15 protein-coding genes are annotated in these 19,049 nt (G+C 69.1%); 6 read left to right on the top strand and 9 right to left on the bottom strand.

Annotated elements, in window-relative coordinates; translation table 11 throughout:
- The first annotated feature begins 31 nt into the window (after window positions 1-31).
- The 5 genes from ACFUNE_RS21095 to ACFUNE_RS21075 are packed head-to-tail and all read left to right on the top strand — an operon-like array spanning window position 32 to window position 4,844.
- Entirely contained in the window at window positions 32-829 is a 798-nt protein-coding gene (locus tag ACFUNE_RS21095) for an ABC transporter ATP-binding protein (RefSeq protein WP_383569983.1), read from the top strand.
- Window positions 817-1,602, top strand: a complete 786-nt coding sequence (locus ACFUNE_RS21090; RefSeq protein WP_383569980.1) for an ABC transporter ATP-binding protein — start codon at window positions 817-819, stop codon at window positions 1,600-1,602. Before ACFUNE_RS21095 ends, ACFUNE_RS21090 begins: the two co-directional genes overlap by 13 nt.
- The gene (locus ACFUNE_RS21085; protein ID WP_383569977.1) at window positions 1,599-2,489 is read left to right on the top strand and encodes a branched-chain amino acid ABC transporter permease; all 891 of its coding nucleotides are present in this window, start codon (window positions 1,599-1,601) and stop codon (window positions 2,487-2,489) included. The genes ACFUNE_RS21090 and ACFUNE_RS21085 overlap by 4 nt, the downstream gene beginning before the upstream one ends.
- Window positions 2,482-3,594, top strand: a complete 1,113-nt coding sequence (locus tag ACFUNE_RS21080) for a branched-chain amino acid ABC transporter permease (protein WP_383569974.1) — start codon at window positions 2,482-2,484, stop codon at window positions 3,592-3,594. Before ACFUNE_RS21085 ends, ACFUNE_RS21080 begins: the two co-directional genes overlap by 8 nt.
- The gene (locus tag ACFUNE_RS21075; RefSeq protein ID WP_383569971.1) at window positions 3,591-4,844 is read left to right on the top strand and encodes an ABC transporter substrate-binding protein; all 1,254 of its coding nucleotides are present in this window, start codon (window positions 3,591-3,593) and stop codon (window positions 4,842-4,844) included. The genes ACFUNE_RS21080 and ACFUNE_RS21075 overlap by 4 nt, the downstream gene beginning before the upstream one ends.
- Window positions 4,845-4,902: 58 nt before the next feature.
- Here ACFUNE_RS21075 and ACFUNE_RS21070 read toward each other — a convergent pair whose 3' ends face one another.
- On the bottom strand, window positions 4,903-7,272 hold the full coding sequence (locus tag ACFUNE_RS21070; protein WP_383569968.1) for a discoidin domain-containing protein: 2,370 nt from the start codon (window positions 7,270-7,272) through the stop codon (window positions 4,903-4,905).
- 281 nt (window positions 7,273-7,553) lie between these two features.
- On the opposite strand from ACFUNE_RS21070, the gene ACFUNE_RS21065 reads away from it, so the two are divergent.
- Window positions 7,554-8,924 (top strand): glycoside hydrolase family 5 protein, encoded by a 1,371-nt coding sequence (locus ACFUNE_RS21065; RefSeq protein WP_383569965.1) that lies wholly within the window; start codon window positions 7,554-7,556, stop codon window positions 8,922-8,924.
- A 109-nt stretch (window positions 8,925-9,033) separates the two neighbouring features.
- Here the strand turns inward: ACFUNE_RS21065 and ACFUNE_RS21060 are convergent, their stop codons facing one another.
- The 8 genes from ACFUNE_RS21060 to ccrA all read right to left on the bottom strand — a co-directional run bounded on the left by ACFUNE_RS21060 (window position 9,034) and on the right by ccrA (window position 19,024).
- Window positions 9,034-11,169 (bottom strand): SpoIIE family protein phosphatase, encoded by a 2,136-nt coding sequence (locus tag ACFUNE_RS21060; RefSeq protein WP_383569963.1) that lies wholly within the window; start codon window positions 11,167-11,169, stop codon window positions 9,034-9,036.
- A gap of 114 nt (window positions 11,170-11,283) precedes the next feature.
- Window positions 11,284-12,102, bottom strand: coding sequence for a CDP-diacylglycerol--serine O-phosphatidyltransferase (pssA, locus tag ACFUNE_RS21055; protein ID WP_187355691.1), 819 nt, complete (start codon window positions 12,100-12,102; stop codon window positions 11,284-11,286).
- Between the two features lie 22 nt (window positions 12,103-12,124).
- Complete coding sequence (locus tag ACFUNE_RS21050) at window positions 12,125-12,772, bottom strand: phosphatidylserine decarboxylase (protein ID WP_376370293.1); 648 nt, start codon at window positions 12,770-12,772, stop codon at window positions 12,125-12,127.
- A gap of 182 nt (window positions 12,773-12,954) precedes the next feature.
- Window positions 12,955-14,160 (bottom strand): acyl-CoA dehydrogenase family protein, encoded by a 1,206-nt coding sequence (locus ACFUNE_RS21045; protein WP_383569960.1) that lies wholly within the window; start codon window positions 14,158-14,160, stop codon window positions 12,955-12,957.
- 2 nt (window positions 14,161-14,162) lie between these two features.
- Window positions 14,163-14,690 (bottom strand): MaoC family dehydratase, encoded by a 528-nt coding sequence (locus ACFUNE_RS21040; protein WP_383569957.1) that lies wholly within the window; start codon window positions 14,688-14,690, stop codon window positions 14,163-14,165.
- A 1-nt stretch (window position 14,691) separates the two neighbouring features.
- Window positions 14,692-15,669, bottom strand: a complete 978-nt coding sequence (locus ACFUNE_RS21035; protein ID WP_383569954.1) for an HpcH/HpaI aldolase/citrate lyase family protein — start codon at window positions 15,667-15,669, stop codon at window positions 14,692-14,694.
- Window positions 15,666-17,678, bottom strand: a complete 2,013-nt coding sequence (locus tag ACFUNE_RS21030; protein ID WP_383569951.1) for a protein meaA — start codon at window positions 17,676-17,678, stop codon at window positions 15,666-15,668. Before ACFUNE_RS21030 ends, ACFUNE_RS21035 begins: the two co-directional genes overlap by 4 nt.
- 8 nt (window positions 17,679-17,686) lie before the next feature.
- Complete coding sequence (ccrA, locus tag ACFUNE_RS21025) at window positions 17,687-19,024, bottom strand: crotonyl-CoA carboxylase/reductase (RefSeq protein ID WP_383569948.1); 1,338 nt, start codon at window positions 19,022-19,024, stop codon at window positions 17,687-17,689.
- Window positions 19,025-19,049 lie beyond the last annotated feature (25 nt).

Genomic DNA, 19,049 nt, shown 5'->3' with positions numbered 1-19,049 from the left:
CCACGACGACCAGACGGAAGGAGGAGGACGCATGGCAACGCTCGAGATCCGCGAACTGTCCGTGGGCTACGGCCCGGTACGGGCACTGCGCGACGTCTCCGTCGACGTGCCGGCCGGCGCGATCACCGCTGTACTCGGTGGCAACGGCGCCGGCAAGACCACGCTGCTGCGGGCCGTGTCGCGGACCCTCGGCTTCCACCGCGGCACGGGCACGGGCACCATCCGCTTCGACGGCCGCCCCCTCGACGGGCTCCGCCCCGCCCAGGTGGTGGCGGCAGGAGTGATCCAGGTACCGGAAGGCCGGCAGGTGTTCGCCCGGATGACGGTGGCGGACAATCTGCGGGCGGGCGCCCTCGGGGCACGCGGCGGGCGCAAGGCTGCGGCTGCCGCCCTCGGCCGCGTACACGAACTGTTCCCGGTGCTCTCCCAGCGCGCGCACCAGCGGGCCGGGCTGCTCTCCGGAGGCGAGCAGCAGATGCTGGCCATGGGCCGTGCCCTGATGGCCGCGCCCCGCCTGCTGCTGCTCGACGAGCCGTCCCTCGGCCTCGCGCCGCTGATGGCGGCGAAGATCGCCGAGACGATCCAGGAGATCAACGCGGGCGGGACCTCCGTCATGCTCGTCGAGCAGAACGCGGCCATCGCGCTGCGGCTCGCCTCCACGGCGTACGTCCTGGACGTCGGCGAGGTCGCACTCGACGGCCCGGCCGACGAGCTCGCCGCCTCCGACGAGGTCCGCCGCCGCTACCTCGGCGTCGTCGACGAGACGGCCGCCGAGGACGCCGCACAGGCGGAAGGCACCACCCGCACCCTGAGCAGGTGGTCCGCGTGACGGCCGGCCCGGCGCCTCTCGCCGTGCGCGACGTGACCGTCCGCTTCGCCGGACTCACCGCCCTCGAAGCGGTGTCCTTCACCGTCGAACCGGGGAGCGTGCACGCGGTCATCGGACCCAACGGCGCGGGCAAGTCCACCACATTCAACGTGCTCTCCGGCGTCTACCGCGCCACCTCGGGCAGTGTGCGCCTGGGTGACACCGAACTCACCGGTCTCGCCCCGCACCGGATCGCCGACCTCGGCGTGGCCCGCACCTTCCAGAACCTGGCCCTGCCGCCGCACGCCACCGTCGCCGAGAGCCTCATGCTCGGCCGCCACCGGCTCACCCGCGCGGGCTTCGTGGCCTCCGGACTGAGGCTGCCCTCCGCCACCCGTGAGGCGCAGCGGCATCTCGAACGCGTCCGGGAGATCGCCGGGTTCATCGGCCTGGACAAGGAACTCGACTTCCCCGCAGGCGCCCTCCCGTACGGGAAGCAGAAGCTCGTCGAGCTCGGCCGCGCCCTGTGCATGGAGCCGGAGGTCCTGCTCCTGGACGAGCCCATCGCGGGCATGACCGCCGACGAGCGCCGCCGCACCGCGGCCGTCGTCGCCGGCGTACGCGACAGCCTCGGCATCTCGATCGTCATGGTCGAACACGACATGGGGGTGGTGATGCGGCTCGCGGACGCCGTGACCGTACTCGACTTCGGACGCAGGATCGCGGGGGGCACGCCCGCCGAGGTGCAGAACGACCCGGCCGTCGTGCAGGCCTACCTGGGGGCACAGGAATGACCACCTTCATCGAACTCCTCCTCGGCGGCCTGTCCATCGGCTCGGTCTACGCACTGATCGCCCTGGGCTTCGTCGTCATCTTCAAGGCGACCGAGGTCGTCAACTTCGCCCATGCCTCACTGCTCCTCGCCGGCGGCTACGTCACCGCCCTGCTCCACGACGACATCGGCTTCTGGCCGGCGCTCGGCGTCGGGATCGCGGGCGCCGCGGTGGTCGGTTCGGCGGTCGAGTTCTTCGTGATGCGCCGCTACAGGGGAAGCGACCAGAGCGTCCTGGCCATCGTCACCATCGGCGTCGACATCCTCCTCACCACAGAGCTCACCCGGCGCATGGGGACGGACGTCATGGCCCTGGGCGACCCGTGGGGCGACGAGGTCGTCACGATCGGCGGAGTCACCCTGGCCGAGACCCGCATCGCGGCGTTCCTCGTCGCGGGGCTCCTCATCACCGTGTTCCTGCTCGCCTTCCGCTTCACCTCGTGGGGCGTCTCCATGCGGGCAGCGGCCGAGAATCCGCAGACCGCGGCGCTGATGGGCATCCGGCTCGGCCGGGTCTCCCTCTCCGCCTGGGCGGTCGCCGGGGCCCTCGCCGCGGTCGCCGCGCTCTTCCTCACGGTGTTCCCGACCCCCGGCCTGGAACGGGCCACGTCGCTCGCCGCGCTCAAGGCGTTCCCGGCCGCCATCCTCGGCGGCCTGGACTCCACGACCGGGGCGCTCGTCGGTGGGCTCCTCGTCGGTGTCACCGAATCGCTCGCCACGGGCTACCAGAGCGACCTGTCCTTCCTCGGACGCGGTATCGGCGATCTCGCGCCGTACCTGGTGATGGTGGTCGTCCTGCTCGTCCGGCCGGCGGGACTCTTCGGTACGAAGGAGCTCTCCCGTGTCTGAAGCCACCAAGGACGCCACCGCCCCGGCCCCCGTCGCCGCGGGGGCGACCGCCGGCCGGCTGCGCCGCCCCGCCCCCTACCTCTGGCTGGCCGGCTCGGTCCTGCTCCTCCTGTTCCCGTTCTACCTGGACCGGTTCTGGCTCCAGGCCGGACTGTTCGCGATGGCCGCGGCGATCGGCGCCATCGGGCTCAACCTGCTCACCGGCTCCACCGGCCAGCTCTCCATGGGCCACGCCTTCTTCCTCGCGGTGGGCGCCTACGGCTACTGCATCCTCGCGGGGGAGAGCAGCACCGAGAACGGCCACACCCTCACCGGCCTCGGCCTTCCCACCTGGCTCGCGGCGATCCTGGCCGTGCTCCTGGCGGGAGCGGCCGGCGGGCTCTTCAGCCCCATAGCGGGGCGGCTCAGCGGTGCCTACCTCGGTATCGCCACGCTCGCGCTGATCTTCATCGGCCAGCACGTGCTCTTCAATGCGGGCTCGCTCACCGGCGGCTTCAACGGCCGTCCCGTCCCGCCGCTCTCGCTGTTCGGGTTCACCTTCGACGACGCCGAGGTGGTCGTCGCCGCGGTGCCCTTCCAGTCGTCCGAGAAGCTCTGGTACCTGGGGCTGGGGGCCCTCCTGGCCAGCGGACTCTTCGCCCGGGGGGTGCTGCGCGGCAGGCCCGGCCGGGCGCTCAACGCCATCCGGGACCACCGGATCGCCGCCGGCGTGATGGGTGTGCCGGTGGCCCGGTACAGGGCCGGTGTCTTCGTCCTGTCCTCCATGTACGCGGGCCTCGCGGGCGTCCTGCTCGCGCTGGTCTTCCAGCGGACCGTGCCCGAGTACTTCGGCATGATCCTGTCCCTCGAATACCTCGCCATGATCGTCATCGGCGGGCTGGGCAGCGTCGCGGGAGCCGTCATCGGCGCCGCGTTCGTATCGCTGCTGCCTCAGGTGCTCACCCACTACAGCGACTCCCTGCCCCTGGTGTCCGCCCCCGGTACGGGCGGCATCGCACCGGGCGAGGCGTCCCGCTATCTGTACGGCGCCGCGGTCGTCGCGGTCGTCCTGTTCCTGCCCGGCGGCATTGCGCGTCTGAAGAATCCAGGGGAGAAGAAGAAATGAAGCTACGTGTTGTCGGAGCCGTCGTCGCGGCTCTCACCCTCACCCTCGCGGGATGCAGCGAGAAGGCGAAGTCGTCGGACGACGGTGCCGCCGACAAGAACGGGGTGAAGGCCGGGGAGGGGGTCACCGACTCGAAGATCACCCTCGGGGCCCTCACCGACATGACCGGGGTGTACGCCTCGCTCGGCAAGAGCGTCACCCAGGCCCAGCAGCTCTGGGTGAAGGAGACCAACAAGGCCGGCGGCATCTGCGACCGGCAGATCGAACTGACCGTCCGCGACCACGCGTACGACCCGCAGAAGGCGATCGGCGCCTACACCGAGCTGGAACCGAACGTGCTGGGCTTCACCCAGTTCATCGGCTCCCCGTTCGTCGCCGCGGTCGAGTCGCGCATCGACGGACAGGACAAGGGCATCATCCTGCCGCAGGCCTGGTCGGCGAACCTCGTCGGGTCCAAGTACGTCCGCGTCATCGGCGCCACCTACGACGTCGAGACGATCAACCTGATCGACTTCCTGCTGGACGAGAAGCGCATCGCCAAGGGCGACAAGATCGGTCACGTCTACTTCGAGGGTGACTACGGCGAGAACGCCCTGGCCGGTTCCGAGCACGCGGCGAAGGAGGCGGGCCTGACCGTCGTCGAGCAGAAGATCAAGCCGACCGACAACGACATGACCGCCCAGGTCTCCGCCCTCAAGCAGGCCGGTGTGAAGGCGATCGTCCTCAGCGCGGGACCGCGCCAGGCCGCCTCGCTGGTCGGTGTGGCCGCGGCCACCGGCTTCGACGTCCCGGTGGTGGGCAACAACTCGGCGTACGCCCCGCAGCTCCTGGCCACGCCCGCGGGCCCGGCACTGCAGAAGGACTACTACATCGGGTCCTCCACGCTGCCCATCGGTGACGCGGCCGCCGGTCCGTCGAAGCTCGCCAAGGCGTACGCGGCCCAGTACCCCAAGGACGGCCTCGACAACGGCGTCATCGCCGGGTACAACGCGGCGTCCGTCTTCGGCGAGGCGCTGAAGAAGGCCTGCGAGTCGAAGGACCTCACCCGCGAGGGAGTCGACAAGGCCCTGCTCACCATCAAGGGCTTCGGTGGCGACTTCGGGATCTCGCACGACTTCACCGACCCGGCGGCGCCCTCCACCAAGGAGACCGTCATCATGAAGCCGGACGCCAAGAGCCCCGGTGGCCTCAAGGTGGTCCGCCCGGCCGAGGTGGCCCCGGCCGCCGAGTCCTTCGCGCCCAAGCCCTGATCTCCCCGCACAGTGACGGGCCCGGCCGTGGTGGCCGGGCCCGTCGTCGTGTGCGCGATCAGCTGGTGTAGGCCTCCAGCTCGGACAGCTGGCCCGCCGGCCAGCCGGTGTTCGCGGTGAACGTCAGCCGCAGGTAGCGGACCGGTGTCCCCGTCAGCGTCACCGTCGCCGTGTTACCGCTCGACGGATTGAAGGTGTACCCCGCCGGAGCCTTCAGGGAGCTGTACGCGGAGTTGTCGGTACTGCCCGTCACGCCGATCGTCTGCGTGCGTGTCGCCCAGGCGGCGGCCGGGGGCAGCTTCAGCACCAGCCGCTTGACCGCCTTGGCGGCACCGAGGTCCACGGTGACGGACTGCGGGAAGGCGTTGTTCCGGCTCTCCCAGTAGCTGTTGGCGTTGCCGTCCACCGCGTTGCCCGCGCCGTACACGTCGGCGTGGCTCGTCTCGGTGATCGGGCGGCCCTGAGCGAGGTTGCCCGTCTCCTCGGGCGGGTCGGTCGGGTCCGGCGGGTCCGTCGGGTCCGGCGGGTCGGTGGGACCGGTGCCTCCGCCGGGGACCCCGCCGTTGGTCCACACCGGGGCCGGCCAGACACCGGTGCAGGCGGGCGGATTCGCGTACCAGCCCGAGTTCCCGGTGCCCTGGGTGATCTGGAAGCCGCTGCCGACGCAGTTGTGGATCGGGTTGGACTGGGCGATGTGCGTGGCGACGACCTTGTTGAACGAGGCCGTGCCGGGAGCCTGGATCTGCAGGGCGTAGGTGCCCGCGCCGTCGATCTTGATGTTGTCGAAGTGCAGCCCGTTGCTCGCGCCCTCGATCAGATGGATCGCGGCGTAGGAGCTGTCCAGGATCTCGCTGTCGGTGATGTTGATGGTGGCGTTGTTGATCGGCTCGTTGAGTCCGCTGAACCAGATCGCGCCGACGCCGAACTGCCAGTTGAAGTCGTTGTTCCCGGTCCGGATCAGGGTGTTGCGGGCAGCGGTGTGCGTACCCGAGACGGCCGTCCCCTGGCCCGAGTTGACGCCCGGGTAGCGGTTGGCGATGTGCAGCCCGCCGCCGTTGGTGATGGTGTCCGACATGACGTTGTCGGAGATGGTGATGTCCTTGCCGCCGTACGTGACGATGTTGTTGGCGAGGATCGGCAGGATCACCGTGTTGAACGTGAACTTGTTCTTCACGTTCGGGACGTTCTCCGCCCACATGGCCAGTCCGTCGTCGCCGGTGTTGCGGACGAAGGTGTTGGTCACCGTGGAGTTCGTGACGCCGTAGTGGAAGTTCACGCCGTCGGCGGTCTGGTCCAGGATGCGGCTGTTCTTGATGGTGAAGTTGTCCATCGGGCCGTCCATCCAGGCACCGCACTTGGTGTGCTGCATCCAGACGTTGTCGACGACCGAGTTGGACATGGCCCCGCCGATGGCGTTGACCTGGTCGTTGTCCTCGCGCTCGCGGATGTCGCCGATGATGGCGAAGTCCTTGAGGGTGACGTTGCTGCTGCCGCCCTGTGCGGAGTACTTCCCGTAGACCCCGACCGCCTTGCTGCGGTCCGTGGGGTGACGTCCGGTCAGCACGCTGTACCAGGGTCCGGCGCCGCGCAGGGTGACCTTGTCGACCACGATGTGGTCCTGGACCTTGAAGGTGCCCTGCGGGATGTACACCTCCTTGCCCTGGGTGCGCCCGGCGTCGACCGCGGCCTGGATCTTCGCCGTGGAGTCGGCCGACCCCGTCGGGTCGGCGCCGAAGTCGCTCACCACGTCCAGGGCGCCCGAAGGCTTGCCGACCGGCGCGCCGACCTGCTCGAAGTCGGCCAGGTCGATGGTGAACGACGGTGAGGCCGCCGTGGAGGTCACCTGGAGCCGGATCTTCGTGCCGGCGGCCAGGGTGGACCCGAACATGGTCCGGGTCTCGTCGTAGAAGTGGTGCGGGTTGGTGTCGCCCGGGTTGTTGTTGAAGGGGTAACCCCCGTAGTACCAGCCGTACTTCGACGTCACCGGCACGCTCTTGAGCGAGTTGCCGTTGACCCGCAGGTCGAGCGAGGCGTCCCGGCCCGTCCCGGCCGCGTTGTCCGGCAGCGAATAGCGGAAGGTCATCGCGTTCGCGGGGGCGGTGAGTGTGAACTCGACGTACTCACCGGTGGCGTCGAGGGTGACCGCCTGCCGGCCCGACGCCTCGGAGGGCAGGGAGCCGTACAGGCGGTTCGGGCCGATCAGCGAGCCGTTGGTGGCGGCGTACTCGGCCTCCTGTTCCTTGAACGGGACGGTGGCTCCCCGCCCGGATATCCCGACGGGTGACGGTGCGGGGACCGCGGCGGCCTGGGCGGGGGGAGCGCCGGCCAGCACGACCGCGGCGGCGGTGCCCGCCGCGGCGAGTGCGAGGGAGAGGGATGCGGAGAGGGAGCGTCTGAGGAGGCGTGGTCCAGGCGGTGGTGGGGTCACGTGTGGGTCGTCCTTGCGGCTCGAAGGGCTTCGGACGCCCCACAGGCTAGGAGTACTTGAGTCAAGAAGTCCACGGTGCTGCGCAAGATTTCGTCTTCATTGCTCAAATAAATGACTCAAGTGCGGGAATAGCGAGCGGTGCAGAAGGGCATATGTTTTCAGGAGTTGAACGTTGTCATGTCCATTGACAGCCGTTCGGTGGTCCTGGCTTCATGTGAGCAACGGAATGGGAGCGCTCCCATTCGTATGGCCCACCCCACCCCCACGAAAGGCGACAACGGATGAAGCCACGGACGAGGGAAAGACTGGGCAGGGCGCTCGCCGCCACCGTCACCGCGACCGCTCTGCTGATGACTCTGTCCGGCCCGGTCGCCGCCCAGGCGGCCCCGGCCGCTCCGGCGGGACGGGCGGCAGCCGCGACGCCCGCCGCCGCCGGCACCGACTGGCTGCACACCGAGGGCAACCGGATCGTCGACGCGCAGGGCAACCGCGTCTGGCTCACCGGCGTCAACTGGTTCGGCTTCAACGCGTCCGAGCGGGTCTTCCACGGGCTCTGGTCCGCCAACCTGGACACGGTCACCCGGCAGATGGCGGAGCGCGGCATCAACATCGTCCGTGTGCCGATCTCCACCCAGCTCCTGCTGGAGTGGAAGAACGGCCGGGCCGCGCCCTCCAGCGCGGTCAACACCTGGGCCAACCCCGAGCTGGCGGGCAGGACGACCCTGGGGGTCTTCGACGCCTTCCTCGCGGTGGCCGAGAAGTACGGCATCAAGGTCATGCTGGACGTCCACAGCGCGGAGGCCGACAACTCCGGCCATGTGTATCCGGTCTGGTGGAAGGGCTCGATCACCCCCGAGCAGTTCTACACCGCCTGGGAGTGGGTGACCGCGCGCTACAAGGCCAACGACACGCTCGTGGCGATGGACGTCAAGAACGAGCCGCACGGCAAGCAGTCCGACAGCCCTCGCGCCAAGTGGGACGGCTCCACGGACCAGGACAACTTCAAGTACACCTGCGAGACGGCGGGCAAGCGGATCCTCGCGATCAACCCGCAGGTCCTCGTCCTGTGCGAAGGCATCGAGATCTACCCCAAGGACGGCGCGAACTGGTCCTCGACCTCGGCGGCCGACTACCACGGCATGTGGTGGGGCGGGAACCTGCGCGGCGCGAAGGACCACCCGGTCGACCTCGGTGCCCATCAGGACCAGCTGGTCTACTCCCCGCACGACTACGGGCCGCTGGTCTACCAGCAGCCCTGGTTCCAGGGCGAGTGGAACCGTACGACGCTGGAGCGCGACGTCTGGGACCCCAACTGGCTGTACCTGCACAAGAACGGCACCGCGCCGCTGTTCATCGGTGAGTGGGGAGGTCACCTCGACAACGGTCCCAACCAGAAGTGGATGACCGCCCTGCGGGATCTGATCGTGGAGAACGGCATACACCAGACCTTCTGGTGCCTCAACCCCAACTCCGGTGACACCGGTGGCCTGCTGGGCTACGACTGGGCGACCTGGGACGAGGCCAAGTACGCGATGCTCAAGCCCGCCCTCTGGCAGTCGGGCGGGAAGTTCGTCGGCCTCGACCACGAGGTGAGGCTGGGCGGCGCCGCCAGTACCACCGGCATCGGCCTGGCCGACCTCTACGGCGGCTGAGCCCCGCGCGACCGCCACACCCCCTGAACGCCCTGGGGTGCCGATGAACCCACCGCCTCGGCACCTCAGGGCTCTCCATCTCCGCGCACCGGTAAGGTGCCGGACGCCGTCAGCCGTCCGGCCGCAGGGCGTTGATGAGGAGCAGGGCGATGTCGTCGGTCCCCGGTGTGGCCTGCTTCGCGTACCGCACGAGCGTGTCGGCGACGGACTCCATGTTCTGGTCCAGGGCGAGCGCGAAGTGCGCCGCCAGTTCGGCGGTGGCGTCGTCGAATGCCACCCCCGGGGCCTCCACCAGTCCGTCGGTGAACAGGGCGAGTGCCGCGCCGGGAGGAAGCGGGACGTCGGTCGTCGGGTAGCGCGCGGCGGGATCGATGCCGAGCAGCAGGCCGGGCGGCAGACCGAGGACCTCGGTCTGCCCGTCGGGCTGCCGCAGCAGCGGCGGGGGGTGGCCGGCGGTGGCCATGCGCGCGCTGTGCCCGGCGAGGTCGAGGTGGATGTAGAGGCAGCTGGTGAACAGTCCGGGGTCGAGATCGGTGAGCAGGCGGTTGGTGCGTGCCAGGACCTCGTCCGGCGGTGCCCCCGCGGAGGCGTGCACGGCGGTGCGGACCTGGCCCATGAGCGCGGCGGCGTTCTCGTTGTGGCCCTGCACGTCGCCGATGGCCGCGGCGGCCGTGGTCCCGTCGAGCCGGATGAGGTCGTAGAAGTCTCCGCCGATGCCCATGCCCCGGGTCGACGGGAGGTAGCGGGCCGCCACGTCCAGACCGTCGATGCGGGGCAGCGTCTGGGGCAGCAGATGGGCCTGCAGGCTGTGGGCGAGCCGGTCCTTGGTGTCGTAGAGCCGGGCGCGGTCCAGCGCCTGGGCGAGCAGCCCCGCGATCGAGGTCAGCAGGGCGCGTTCCTCGGGTTCGAAGGGGTGCGGACGGTCGTAGGCGAGGACCAGTGAGCCGACCGGATGCCCCGAGACGATCAGCGGGAGGAAGGCGCAGGCGGCCACGGCGTTGCGGATGCCCGCCGAGGGGTAGGCGCGCTCCAGCTCGGCGAAGGTGGAGTAGAAGTCGGGAACGCCTGTCAGGAGTACGTGCGCGGCGGGTGTGACGGAGGTCAGAGGGGCACCGTCGAAACGTTCCATGAGCGCGGGACGGCTGCCGCGGCTGCCCTCGACCCGCAGCCGGCCCTCCACCGACGTCATCACGACGAAGGTCTGTATCCGGAAGGCCGGCATCAGCTGGTCGGCGGTCAGCTCGATCACGTCCTGGGTGCCGACCGCCTCGGTCAGCGTCGCCGCCAGGTGCATCAGGTGGTAGAGGGCGGTGGCCCGGCTGGGTACCGCGGAGGTGGTGGGCAGTGCCGGCGCGGGGACGTCCCGTGGGCCCGGCCGTGAGGTGGGCACGATCCGGACGCTGATGCCGGTGGCGTTCGGGAACAGATGGAAGGACAGCCACCGGTCCGGTGGCCGCATCACGGTGAAGGACGTCTGCTGACGGCTGATGACCGCCGCCCGGTAGTGGTCCTCGACGGCGGGGTTGTCCAGCCAGCGGAGCGACTCCCACGGCAGCGTGCCCAGCACGTCCTCGGCCGGGGTCCCCAGGAGGCGCGCGGCGGCGTCGTTGAGGAAGACGACCCTCCCGTCCATCGCCAGGGAACAGCTCCCGCCGGGCAGCCGTCGGACGAACTCGGCGATGGCGGTGGCCTCGGCCGGACCGGGGGTGGCAGGCTCCGGCGGGGGAAGCACCCGTGGCTGGGTGCCGGGCAGGATGGGATAGCCGCTGCTCTCGGCCTGCTGCAGGAGCATGCCGATGCCGTGGCAGCCCCTGACGACGGCGTCACGCTCTTCGGGGGTCAGCTGCGGGGAGTGGGACCCGGGCCACAGCAGCGCGAGCCCGCCCCGGTCGGTGTCGCCGGTACGGATGGGGGCGGCTCCCATGGCGAACTGGTACGGCAGCACGAGCGCCGGCCGTGGATAGCGGCGCGCCAGCTCCTCCTGGCTGCCCAGCCAGATCACGCACCCCAGGCGTACGGCGTCGGCCACCGGTATCGGGGCGGACAGCGGCACCCGGGTCCAGGGGGTGGCCAGCTGACCGGGCAGCCCCGCGAGGACGGCCAGGTGGAGCGTGCTGTCGTCCGGCTGCAGCAGGTACAGCATGACCACGGAGGCCCCGGTCTCGCGTACGACGTGGGCGACGGCGCTGTCCAGCAGCTCCGTGCCCGAACCCGTGGCGGCGACAGAGGCGGCTTGGTCCTGCACGTCTCTTAGCGTCCCCCGGGACGGGCGGCGGCGCACCCGGTGACGGGCCCGGGACGCACGGGGGCCCGGATGCCGGGGAGCATCCGGGCCCTCGTCGCAGTCTGTTCCGCGCGGTTACGGGAGCTGTGCCGCCCGTGCCTCGCGCCGGTTGTCGCGGAAGGTGTTGACCCGCCGTGCCGTGGCGAAGAGCGGGATCACCGCACCCAGGACGACCTGCAGCGCGCAGCCGGTCTGCAGGAGCAGCTGGCCGCCGGGGGCGTCGAACGCCCAGGCGGCGAGGAGCCCCATCGCGGCCACGATCCAGCTGAGCATCGCCACCGCGAGGACGCCCCGCGGCTTCGGGTACTCGACCCGGCTGACCATCAGCCACGCCACTCCGATGATCGCGAGCAGTGTGGGCACGAAGGGCAGCTCCAGGAGCACGATCGAGACGACCGTCAGCGCTCCGAAGGGGCTCGGCATGCCCTGGAACATGCCGTCCTTCAAGGTCACGCACGAGAACCGCGCAAGGCGGAGCACCACCGCCAGCAACACCACGATCGCCGCGAGCGCCGACACCCGCTGGTGTGCGTCGTCCGCGACCATTCCGTACACCAGTACGAAATACGCCGGAGCGAGGCCGAAGCTGATGAGGTCGGAGAGGTTGTCCAGCTCCGCCCCCATCGGCGACGAGCGCAGCTTGCGCGCCACGAGGCCGTCGAAGAGGTCGAACACGGCGGCCATGAGCATGAGGATGACCGCGGTGGCCGCGGAGTGCCTGGCCATGCCCGACTCGTCGCTGCCCGTGAGGTGCGGGATGAGGATCCCCGTGGTGGTGAAGTACACCGCCATGAAACCGCACGTGGCGTTACCGAGGGTGAGCGTGTCCGCTATCGACAGTCGCATCGAGAGCGGCATGTCCTCGGCGTCGTCCTGCTCGTCCGCCTCGGGCACCCAGCTCGCCTGGGTATCGGGATCAATCACGGTCAATTCGAGTCACCCCCGCGGTCGTGGCCTGGCCGACCTCGACCGCGACATCGACACCTTCCGGAAGGTAGATGTCCACGCGCGAGCCGAAGCGGATCAGACCGATGCGTTCGCCCTGCTCCACCTTCGTACCCTGCGGGATGTAGGGGACGATACGACGGGCGACCGCTCCCGCGATCTGCACCATCTCGATGTCGCCGAGCTCGGTGTCGAAGTGCCAGACAACGCGCTCGTTGTTCTCGCTCTCCTTGTTGAACGCCGGGACGAACCCACCCGGGATGTGCTCGACCGAGGTCACCGTGCCGGACAGGGGAGCCCGGTTGACGTGCACATTCAGCGGGCTCATGAAGATCGCGACGCGGGTGCGCCCGTCCTTCCACGGCATGATGCTCTGCACCACACCGTCGGCCGGCGAGATGACGCGACCCTGGGTGATCTCGCGCTCGGGGTCGCGGAAGAACCACAGCATGCCCGCCGCGAGCGCGGTGGTGGGCACGGCCACGGCGGCCCAGCGTCCGGACTTGCGGGCCCGGGCGAGGCTGAGTGCCGCGGTGGCGACGGTCGGGAGGAGCCACGGCGATGCTCCACGGGCGAGGCGGACCCCTCCGCGCGATGCAGGGATTTGGCTGTCGGGCATGAATGACCTTCGTAGCGGATGATGCCGCGCTGGCAACGGGGGGACGGCGGCTTTCCCGCGATGCTATCGGGTGCGAGCGGCAACTGGGCAAGCCAGCAGCCGAGTCGGACAGCTGAAAGGCTCCGCACAGGGGTGACCCGGTGTGATGTTCTTCGCCACCAAATCACCCCGTAAGGGACATTTCAGCCCTGGAGCCGGTACTCCTCGAGCAGCCGGCGACCGATGATCATTTTCTGGATCTCGGCGGTACCTTCACCGATCAGCAGCATCGGGGCCTCACGGTAGAGGCGCTCGATCTCGTACTCCTTGGAGAAGCCGTAGCCGCCATGGATACGGAAGGCGTCCTCGACGACTTCCTTGCAGTACTCGGAGGCGAGGTACTTCGCCATCCCTGCCTCCAGGTCGTTCCGCTCCCCGGAGTCCTTTTTGCGTGCCGCGTTCACCATCATCGCATGCGCGGCTTCGACCTTGGTGGCCATTTCGGCCAGTTTGAACTGGATCGCCTGGTGCTGCGCGATCTGCTTTCCGAAGGTCTGGCGCTGCTGGGCGTAGGAAACACCGAGTTCGAACGCACGTTGTGCGACGCCGCAGCCACGTGCGGCGACATTCACCCGCCCTACCTCGACACCGTCCATCATTTGGTAAAAACCTCGGCCGGTGGTGCCCCCCAGCACACGATTGGCCGGAATGCGTAGTCCGTCCATGATGAGCTCGGTCGTGTCGACGCCCTTGTAGCCCATCTTGTCGATCTTCCCCGGGATCGTGAGACCGGGGCGGACCTCACCGAAGCCCGCCTCCTTCTCGACGAGGAACGTCGTCATCGACTTGTGCGGGGCCGTCCCCTCGGGGTGGCCTTCGTCACTCCTGCAGAGGACGGCGACCAGAGTCGACGTGCCGCCGTTCGTCAGCCACATCTTCTGGCCGTCGAGGACGTACTCGTCGCCGTCCCTGACACCCTTGGACGAGATCGCGGAGACGTCGGAGCCCAGCGCCGGCTCGGACATCGAGAACGCGCCCCGCACCTCACCGAGCGCCATCCGGGGCAGGAAGGTGTCCTTCTGCTCCTGCGTGCCGTGCTGCTTGAGCATGTAGGCCACGATGAAGTGCGTGTTGATGATGCCCGACACGCTCATCCAGCCCCGGGCGATCTCCTCGACGCACAGCGCGTACGTGAGGAGCGACTCGCCCAGACCGCCGTACTCCTCCGGGATCATCAGCCCGAACAGGCCGAGTTCCTTGAGGCCTTCGACGATCTCCGTCGGATATTCGTCGCGGTGCTCCAGCTGGGTCGCGACAGGAATGATCTCCTTGTCGACGAAATCCCGGACCGTGGAGAGAATTTCCTGCTGGACGTCCGTCAGACCGGCGGTCTGTGCGAGTCGGCTCATGGCTACTTCTCCACGTTCTTCTGCGGCGGCTGGACCGGCTCCGGGCGGCCGGGCTGCTCGCCGCCCCGCTCCTTGATGTACGTCTCGGTGGGGACCATCACCTTGCGGCGGAACACGCAGACCAGCGTGCCGTCCTGCTTGTATCCCTTCGTCTCGACATGGACGATGCCGCGGTCGCTCTTGGACCTCGACGGCGTCTTGTCGAGCACGGTCGTCTCGCCGTAGATCGTGTCGCCGTGGAAGGTCGGCGCGACGTGCTTCAGCGATTCGACCTCCAGATTGGCGATCGCCTTTCCGGAGACGTCCGGTACCGACATGCCGAGCAGCAGCGAGTAGACGTAATTGCCCACGACGACGTTCCTCTTGAAATCCGTCGTCTTCTCGGCGTAGTTGCTGTCCATGTGCAGCGGGTGGTGATTCATGGTCAGCAGACAGAAGAGGTGGTCGTCGTACTCGGTGACCGTCTTTCCGGGCCAGTGCTTGTAGACAGCACCGACCTCGAACTCCTCATAGGTGCGTCCGAACTGCATGTCAGGCCTCCGGGGCTTCGAACTTGGAGGTGCGCTGCATGCCGGCGGCGCGGCCCTTGCCCGCGACGACCAGGGCCATCTTGCGGCTGGCCTCGTCGATCATCTCGTCGCCGAGCATCGCCGAACCCTTCTTGCCGCCCTCCTCGGAGGTGCACCAGTCGTACGCGTCGAGGATGAGCTCCGCGTGGTCGTAGTCCTCCTGCGAGGGCGAGAAGACCTCGTTCGCCGCGTCGACCTGGCCGGGGTGCAGCACCCACTTGCCGTCGAAGCCCAGCGCCGCCGCACGGCCCGCGACCTCGCGGTACGCGTCCACGTCACGGATCTGGAGGAACGGGCCGTCGATCGCCTGGAGGTCGTGCGTGCGGGCCGCCATCAGGATGCGCATCAGGATGTAGTGGTACGCGTCCGCCGGGTAGCCGGGCGGCTGCTGGCCGACCACGAGGGTCTTCATGTTGATCGAGGCCATGAAGTCGGCCGGGCCGAAGATCAGCGTCTCCAGGCGGGGCGACGCCGCGGCGATGTCGTCGATGTTCACCAGACCCTTGGCGTTCTCGATCTGTGCCTCGATGCCGATCTTCCCGACCTCGAAGCCCATCGTCTTCTCGATCTGCGTCAGCAGCAGGTCCAGCGCGACGACCTGCTGGGCGTCCTGGACCTTCGGCAGCATGATGCAGTCGAGGTTCGGGCCCGCACCCTCGACGACCGTGATGACGTCGCGGTACGTCCAGTGCGTCGTCCAGTCGTTCACGCGCACGACCCGGGTCTTGCCCGTCCAGTCGCCGTTGTTGAGCGCGTCCACGATGTGGTGCCGGGCGCCCTCCTTGGCGAGCGGCGCACACGCGTCCTCCAGGTCCAGGAACACCTGGTCGGCCGGGAGTCCCTGGGCCTTCTCCAGGAACCGCGGGTTCGAGCCCGGCACAGCCAGACAGGAACGGCGCGGGCGCAGACGGTTCACAGAGGTGGTGGGCGGCGTGGTCATGCGGGGACCTCCAGAGGGTCGAGCTTGTTCGCTTTCCGGATCTCGTCGACGATACGGCCGATGATCTCGGTGATGCCGAAGTCCTTCGGGGTGAAGACGGCGGCGACGCCGGCCGCGATGAGGGCGTTCGCGTCGGCCGGGGGGATGATGCCGCCGGCGATCACGGGAATGTCCGTCGCCCCGGCCTCGCGCAGCCGGTTCAGGACGTCCGGGACCAGTTCGGCGTGCGAGCCGGACAGGATGGACAGTCCGACGCAGTGCACGTCCTCGGCCAGCGCGGCGTCCGTGATCTGCTCGGGCGTCAGCCTGATGCCCTGGTAGACCACCTCGAAGCCGGCGTCCCTGGCCCGTACGGCGATCTGCTCCGCACCGTTGGAGTGCCCGTCGAGGCCGGGCTTGCCGACCAGCAGGCGCAGGCGCCCCACGCCCAGGTCCCCGGCGGTGCGGCTCACCTTCTCGCGGACGACGGCGAGCGGGGTGCCGGGTTCGGCGGTGACCGCCACGGGAGCGGACGAGACGCCCGTCGGCGCGCGGAACTCGCCGAAGACGTCCCGCAGGGCCCAGGACCACTCGCCGGTGGTGACACCCGCGCGGGCGCACTCGACGGTGGCCTCCATCATGTTCGCGGTGCCCGCCGCGGCCTTCTTCAGGGCCGTCAGCGCCTCGGTCGCGCGGGCCTCGTCGCGGTTGTCGCGCCACTCGTGCAGCGCGGTGACGACCCGTGCCTCGTTCTCCGGGTCCACCGTCATGATCGCGGCGTCCAGGTCGGCGGTCAGCGGGTTGGGTTCCGTCGTCTCGTAGATGTTGACGCCGACGATCTTCTCCTCGCCGCCCTCGATCCGGGCCCGCCGTGCGGCGTGCGAGGAGACGAGCTCCGACTTGAGATAGCCCGACTCGACGGCGGCCATCGCGCCGCCCATCTGCTGGATGCGGTCGATCTCGGCCAGTGAGTCGGTGACCAGTTCCTCGACCTTGGCCTCGATGACGTGCGACCCGGCGAAGATGTCCTCGTACTCCAGCAGATCGCTCTCGTGCGCGAGCACCTGCTGGATGCGGAGCGACCACTGCTGGTCCCACGGACGGGGCAGCCCCAGCGCCTCGTTCCAGGCGGGCAGCTGCACGGCACGGGCGCGCGCGTCCTTGGAGAGGGTGACGGCCAGCATCTCCAGCACGATGCGCTGGACGTTGTTCTCCGGCTGTGCCTCGGTCAGCCCCAGGGAGTTGACCTGCACCCCGTAGCGGAAGCGGCGCTGCTTGGGGTTCGCGATGCCGTACCGCTCGCGCGTGACCCGGTCCCAGATGCGGCCGAAGGCGCGCATCTTGCACATCTCCTCGATGAAGCGGACACCCGCGTTCACGAAGAAGGAGATGCGGGCGACGACGTCACCGAACCGCTCCTCGGGCACCTGGCCGGAGTCGCGCACGGCGTCGAGCACCGCGATGGCCGTCGACATGGCGTACGCGATCTCCTGGACCGGTGTGGCCCCCGCCTCCTGCAGGTGGTAGCTGCAGATGTTGATCGGGTTCCACTTCGGGATCCGGTTGACCGTGTACGTGATCATGTCTGTCGTCAGCCGCAGCGAAGGACCGGGCGGGAAGACGTGCGTCCCCCGCGACAGGTACTCCTTCACGATGTCGTTCTGCGTCGTGCCCTGGAGCTTGTCGGGGTCGGCGCCCTGCTCCTCCGCGACCACCTGGTACAGCGCCAGCAGCCACATCGCGGTGGCGTTGATCGTCATCGAGGTGTTCATCTGCTCCAGGGGGATGTCCTGGAACAGCCGCCGCATGTCACCGAGGTGCGAGACGGGCACGCCGACCCGGCCCACCTCGCCGCGGGCGAGGACGTGGTCAGGGTCGTAGCCGGTCTGCGTGGGCAGGTCGAAGGCGACCGAGAGACCCGTCTGCCCCTTGGCGAGGTTGCGCCGGTACAGCTCGTTGGACGCCTCGGCGGTCGAATGGCCGGCGTACGTCCGCATGAGCCACGGCCGGTCCTTCTGACGTTCGGTCATCGTGGACCTCAGACGTTGCGGAAGCGGTTGATGGCGTCGATGTGCTGCTCGCGCAGGTCCGTGTCGCGCACGCCCAGGCCCTCGGAGGGGGCCAGAGCGAGCACGCCGACCTTGCCCTGGTGCAGGTTGCGGTGCACGTCGTACGCGGCCTGGCCGGTGTCCTCCAGCGAGTAGACCTTGGAGAGCGTCGGGTGGATCTTGCCCTTGGCGATCAGGCGGTTGGCCTCCCACGCCTCGCGGTAGTTGGCGAAGTGGGAACCGATGATGCGCTTGAGCGACATCCACAGGTAGCGGTTGTCGTACTCGTGGTTGAAACCCGAGGTCGAGGCGCAGGTGACGATCGTGCCGCCCTTGCGGGTCACGTAGACGCTGGCGCCGAAGGTCTCGCGGCCGGGGTGCTCGAAGACGATGTCCACGTCCTCGCCGCCGGTCAGCTCACGGATGCGCTTGCCGAACCGCTTCCACTCGCGCGGGTCCTGGTTGTGCTCGTCCTTCCAGAACTTGTAGCCCTCGGCGTTGCGGTCGATGATCGCGGTCGCGCCCATCTTCCGGCAGATGTCGGCCTTCTGGTCGCTGGAGACGACACAGATCGGGTTGGCGCCGCCGGCCAGCGCGAACTGCGTCGCGTAGGAGCCGAGTCCGCCGCTCGCGCCCCAGATCAGCACGTTGTCGCCCTGCTTCATACCGGCGCCGTTGCGCGAGACGAGCTGGCGGTACGCGGTGGAGTTGACCAGGCCGGGGGACGCGGCCTCCTCCCAGCTGAGGTGCTTCGGCTTCGGCATCAGCTGGTTGGACTTGACGAGCGCGATCTCCGCCAGGCCGCCGAAGTTGGTCTCGAAGCCCCAGATGCGCTGCTCGGGGTCGAGCATCGTGTCGTTGTGGCCGTCGGAGGACTCGAGCTCGACCGACAGGCAGTGGGCGACGACCTCGTCGCCCGGGTTCCAGGCGTTGACGCCCGGGCCGGTGCGCAGGACGACGCCCGCGAGGTCGGAGCCGATGACGTGGTACGGGAGGTCGTGGCGCTTGCTCAGGTCGCTGAGCTTGCCGTACCGCTCCAGGAAGCCGAAGGTCGAGACGGGCTCGAAGATCGACGTCCACACGGAGTTGTAGTTGACCGAGCTGGCCATGACCGCGACCAGGGCCTCGCCCGGGCCGAGCTCGGGCACCGGCACGTCCTCCACGTGGAGGGACTTGCGCGGGTCCTTGTCGCGGCTGGCGACCCCGGCGAACATCTCCGCCTCGTCCTTGTGCACGGTCACCGCGCGATACGACTCGGGGATGGACAGGGCCGCGAAGTCCGCGGCGGTGCTGTCCTGCGACTGGATCGCGTCCAGGATTTCCTTCACGGTGATGCCTCCGGCAGATCGGGTT

The sequence above is a fragment of the Streptomyces sp. NPDC057287 genome (assembly GCF_042667905.1).
Classification (GTDB): domain Bacteria; phylum Actinomycetota; class Actinomycetes; order Streptomycetales; family Streptomycetaceae; genus Streptomyces.
The sequence above is the reverse complement of the archived record's forward strand: the minus strand, read 5'-3'. Positions and strand labels throughout refer to the sequence as shown.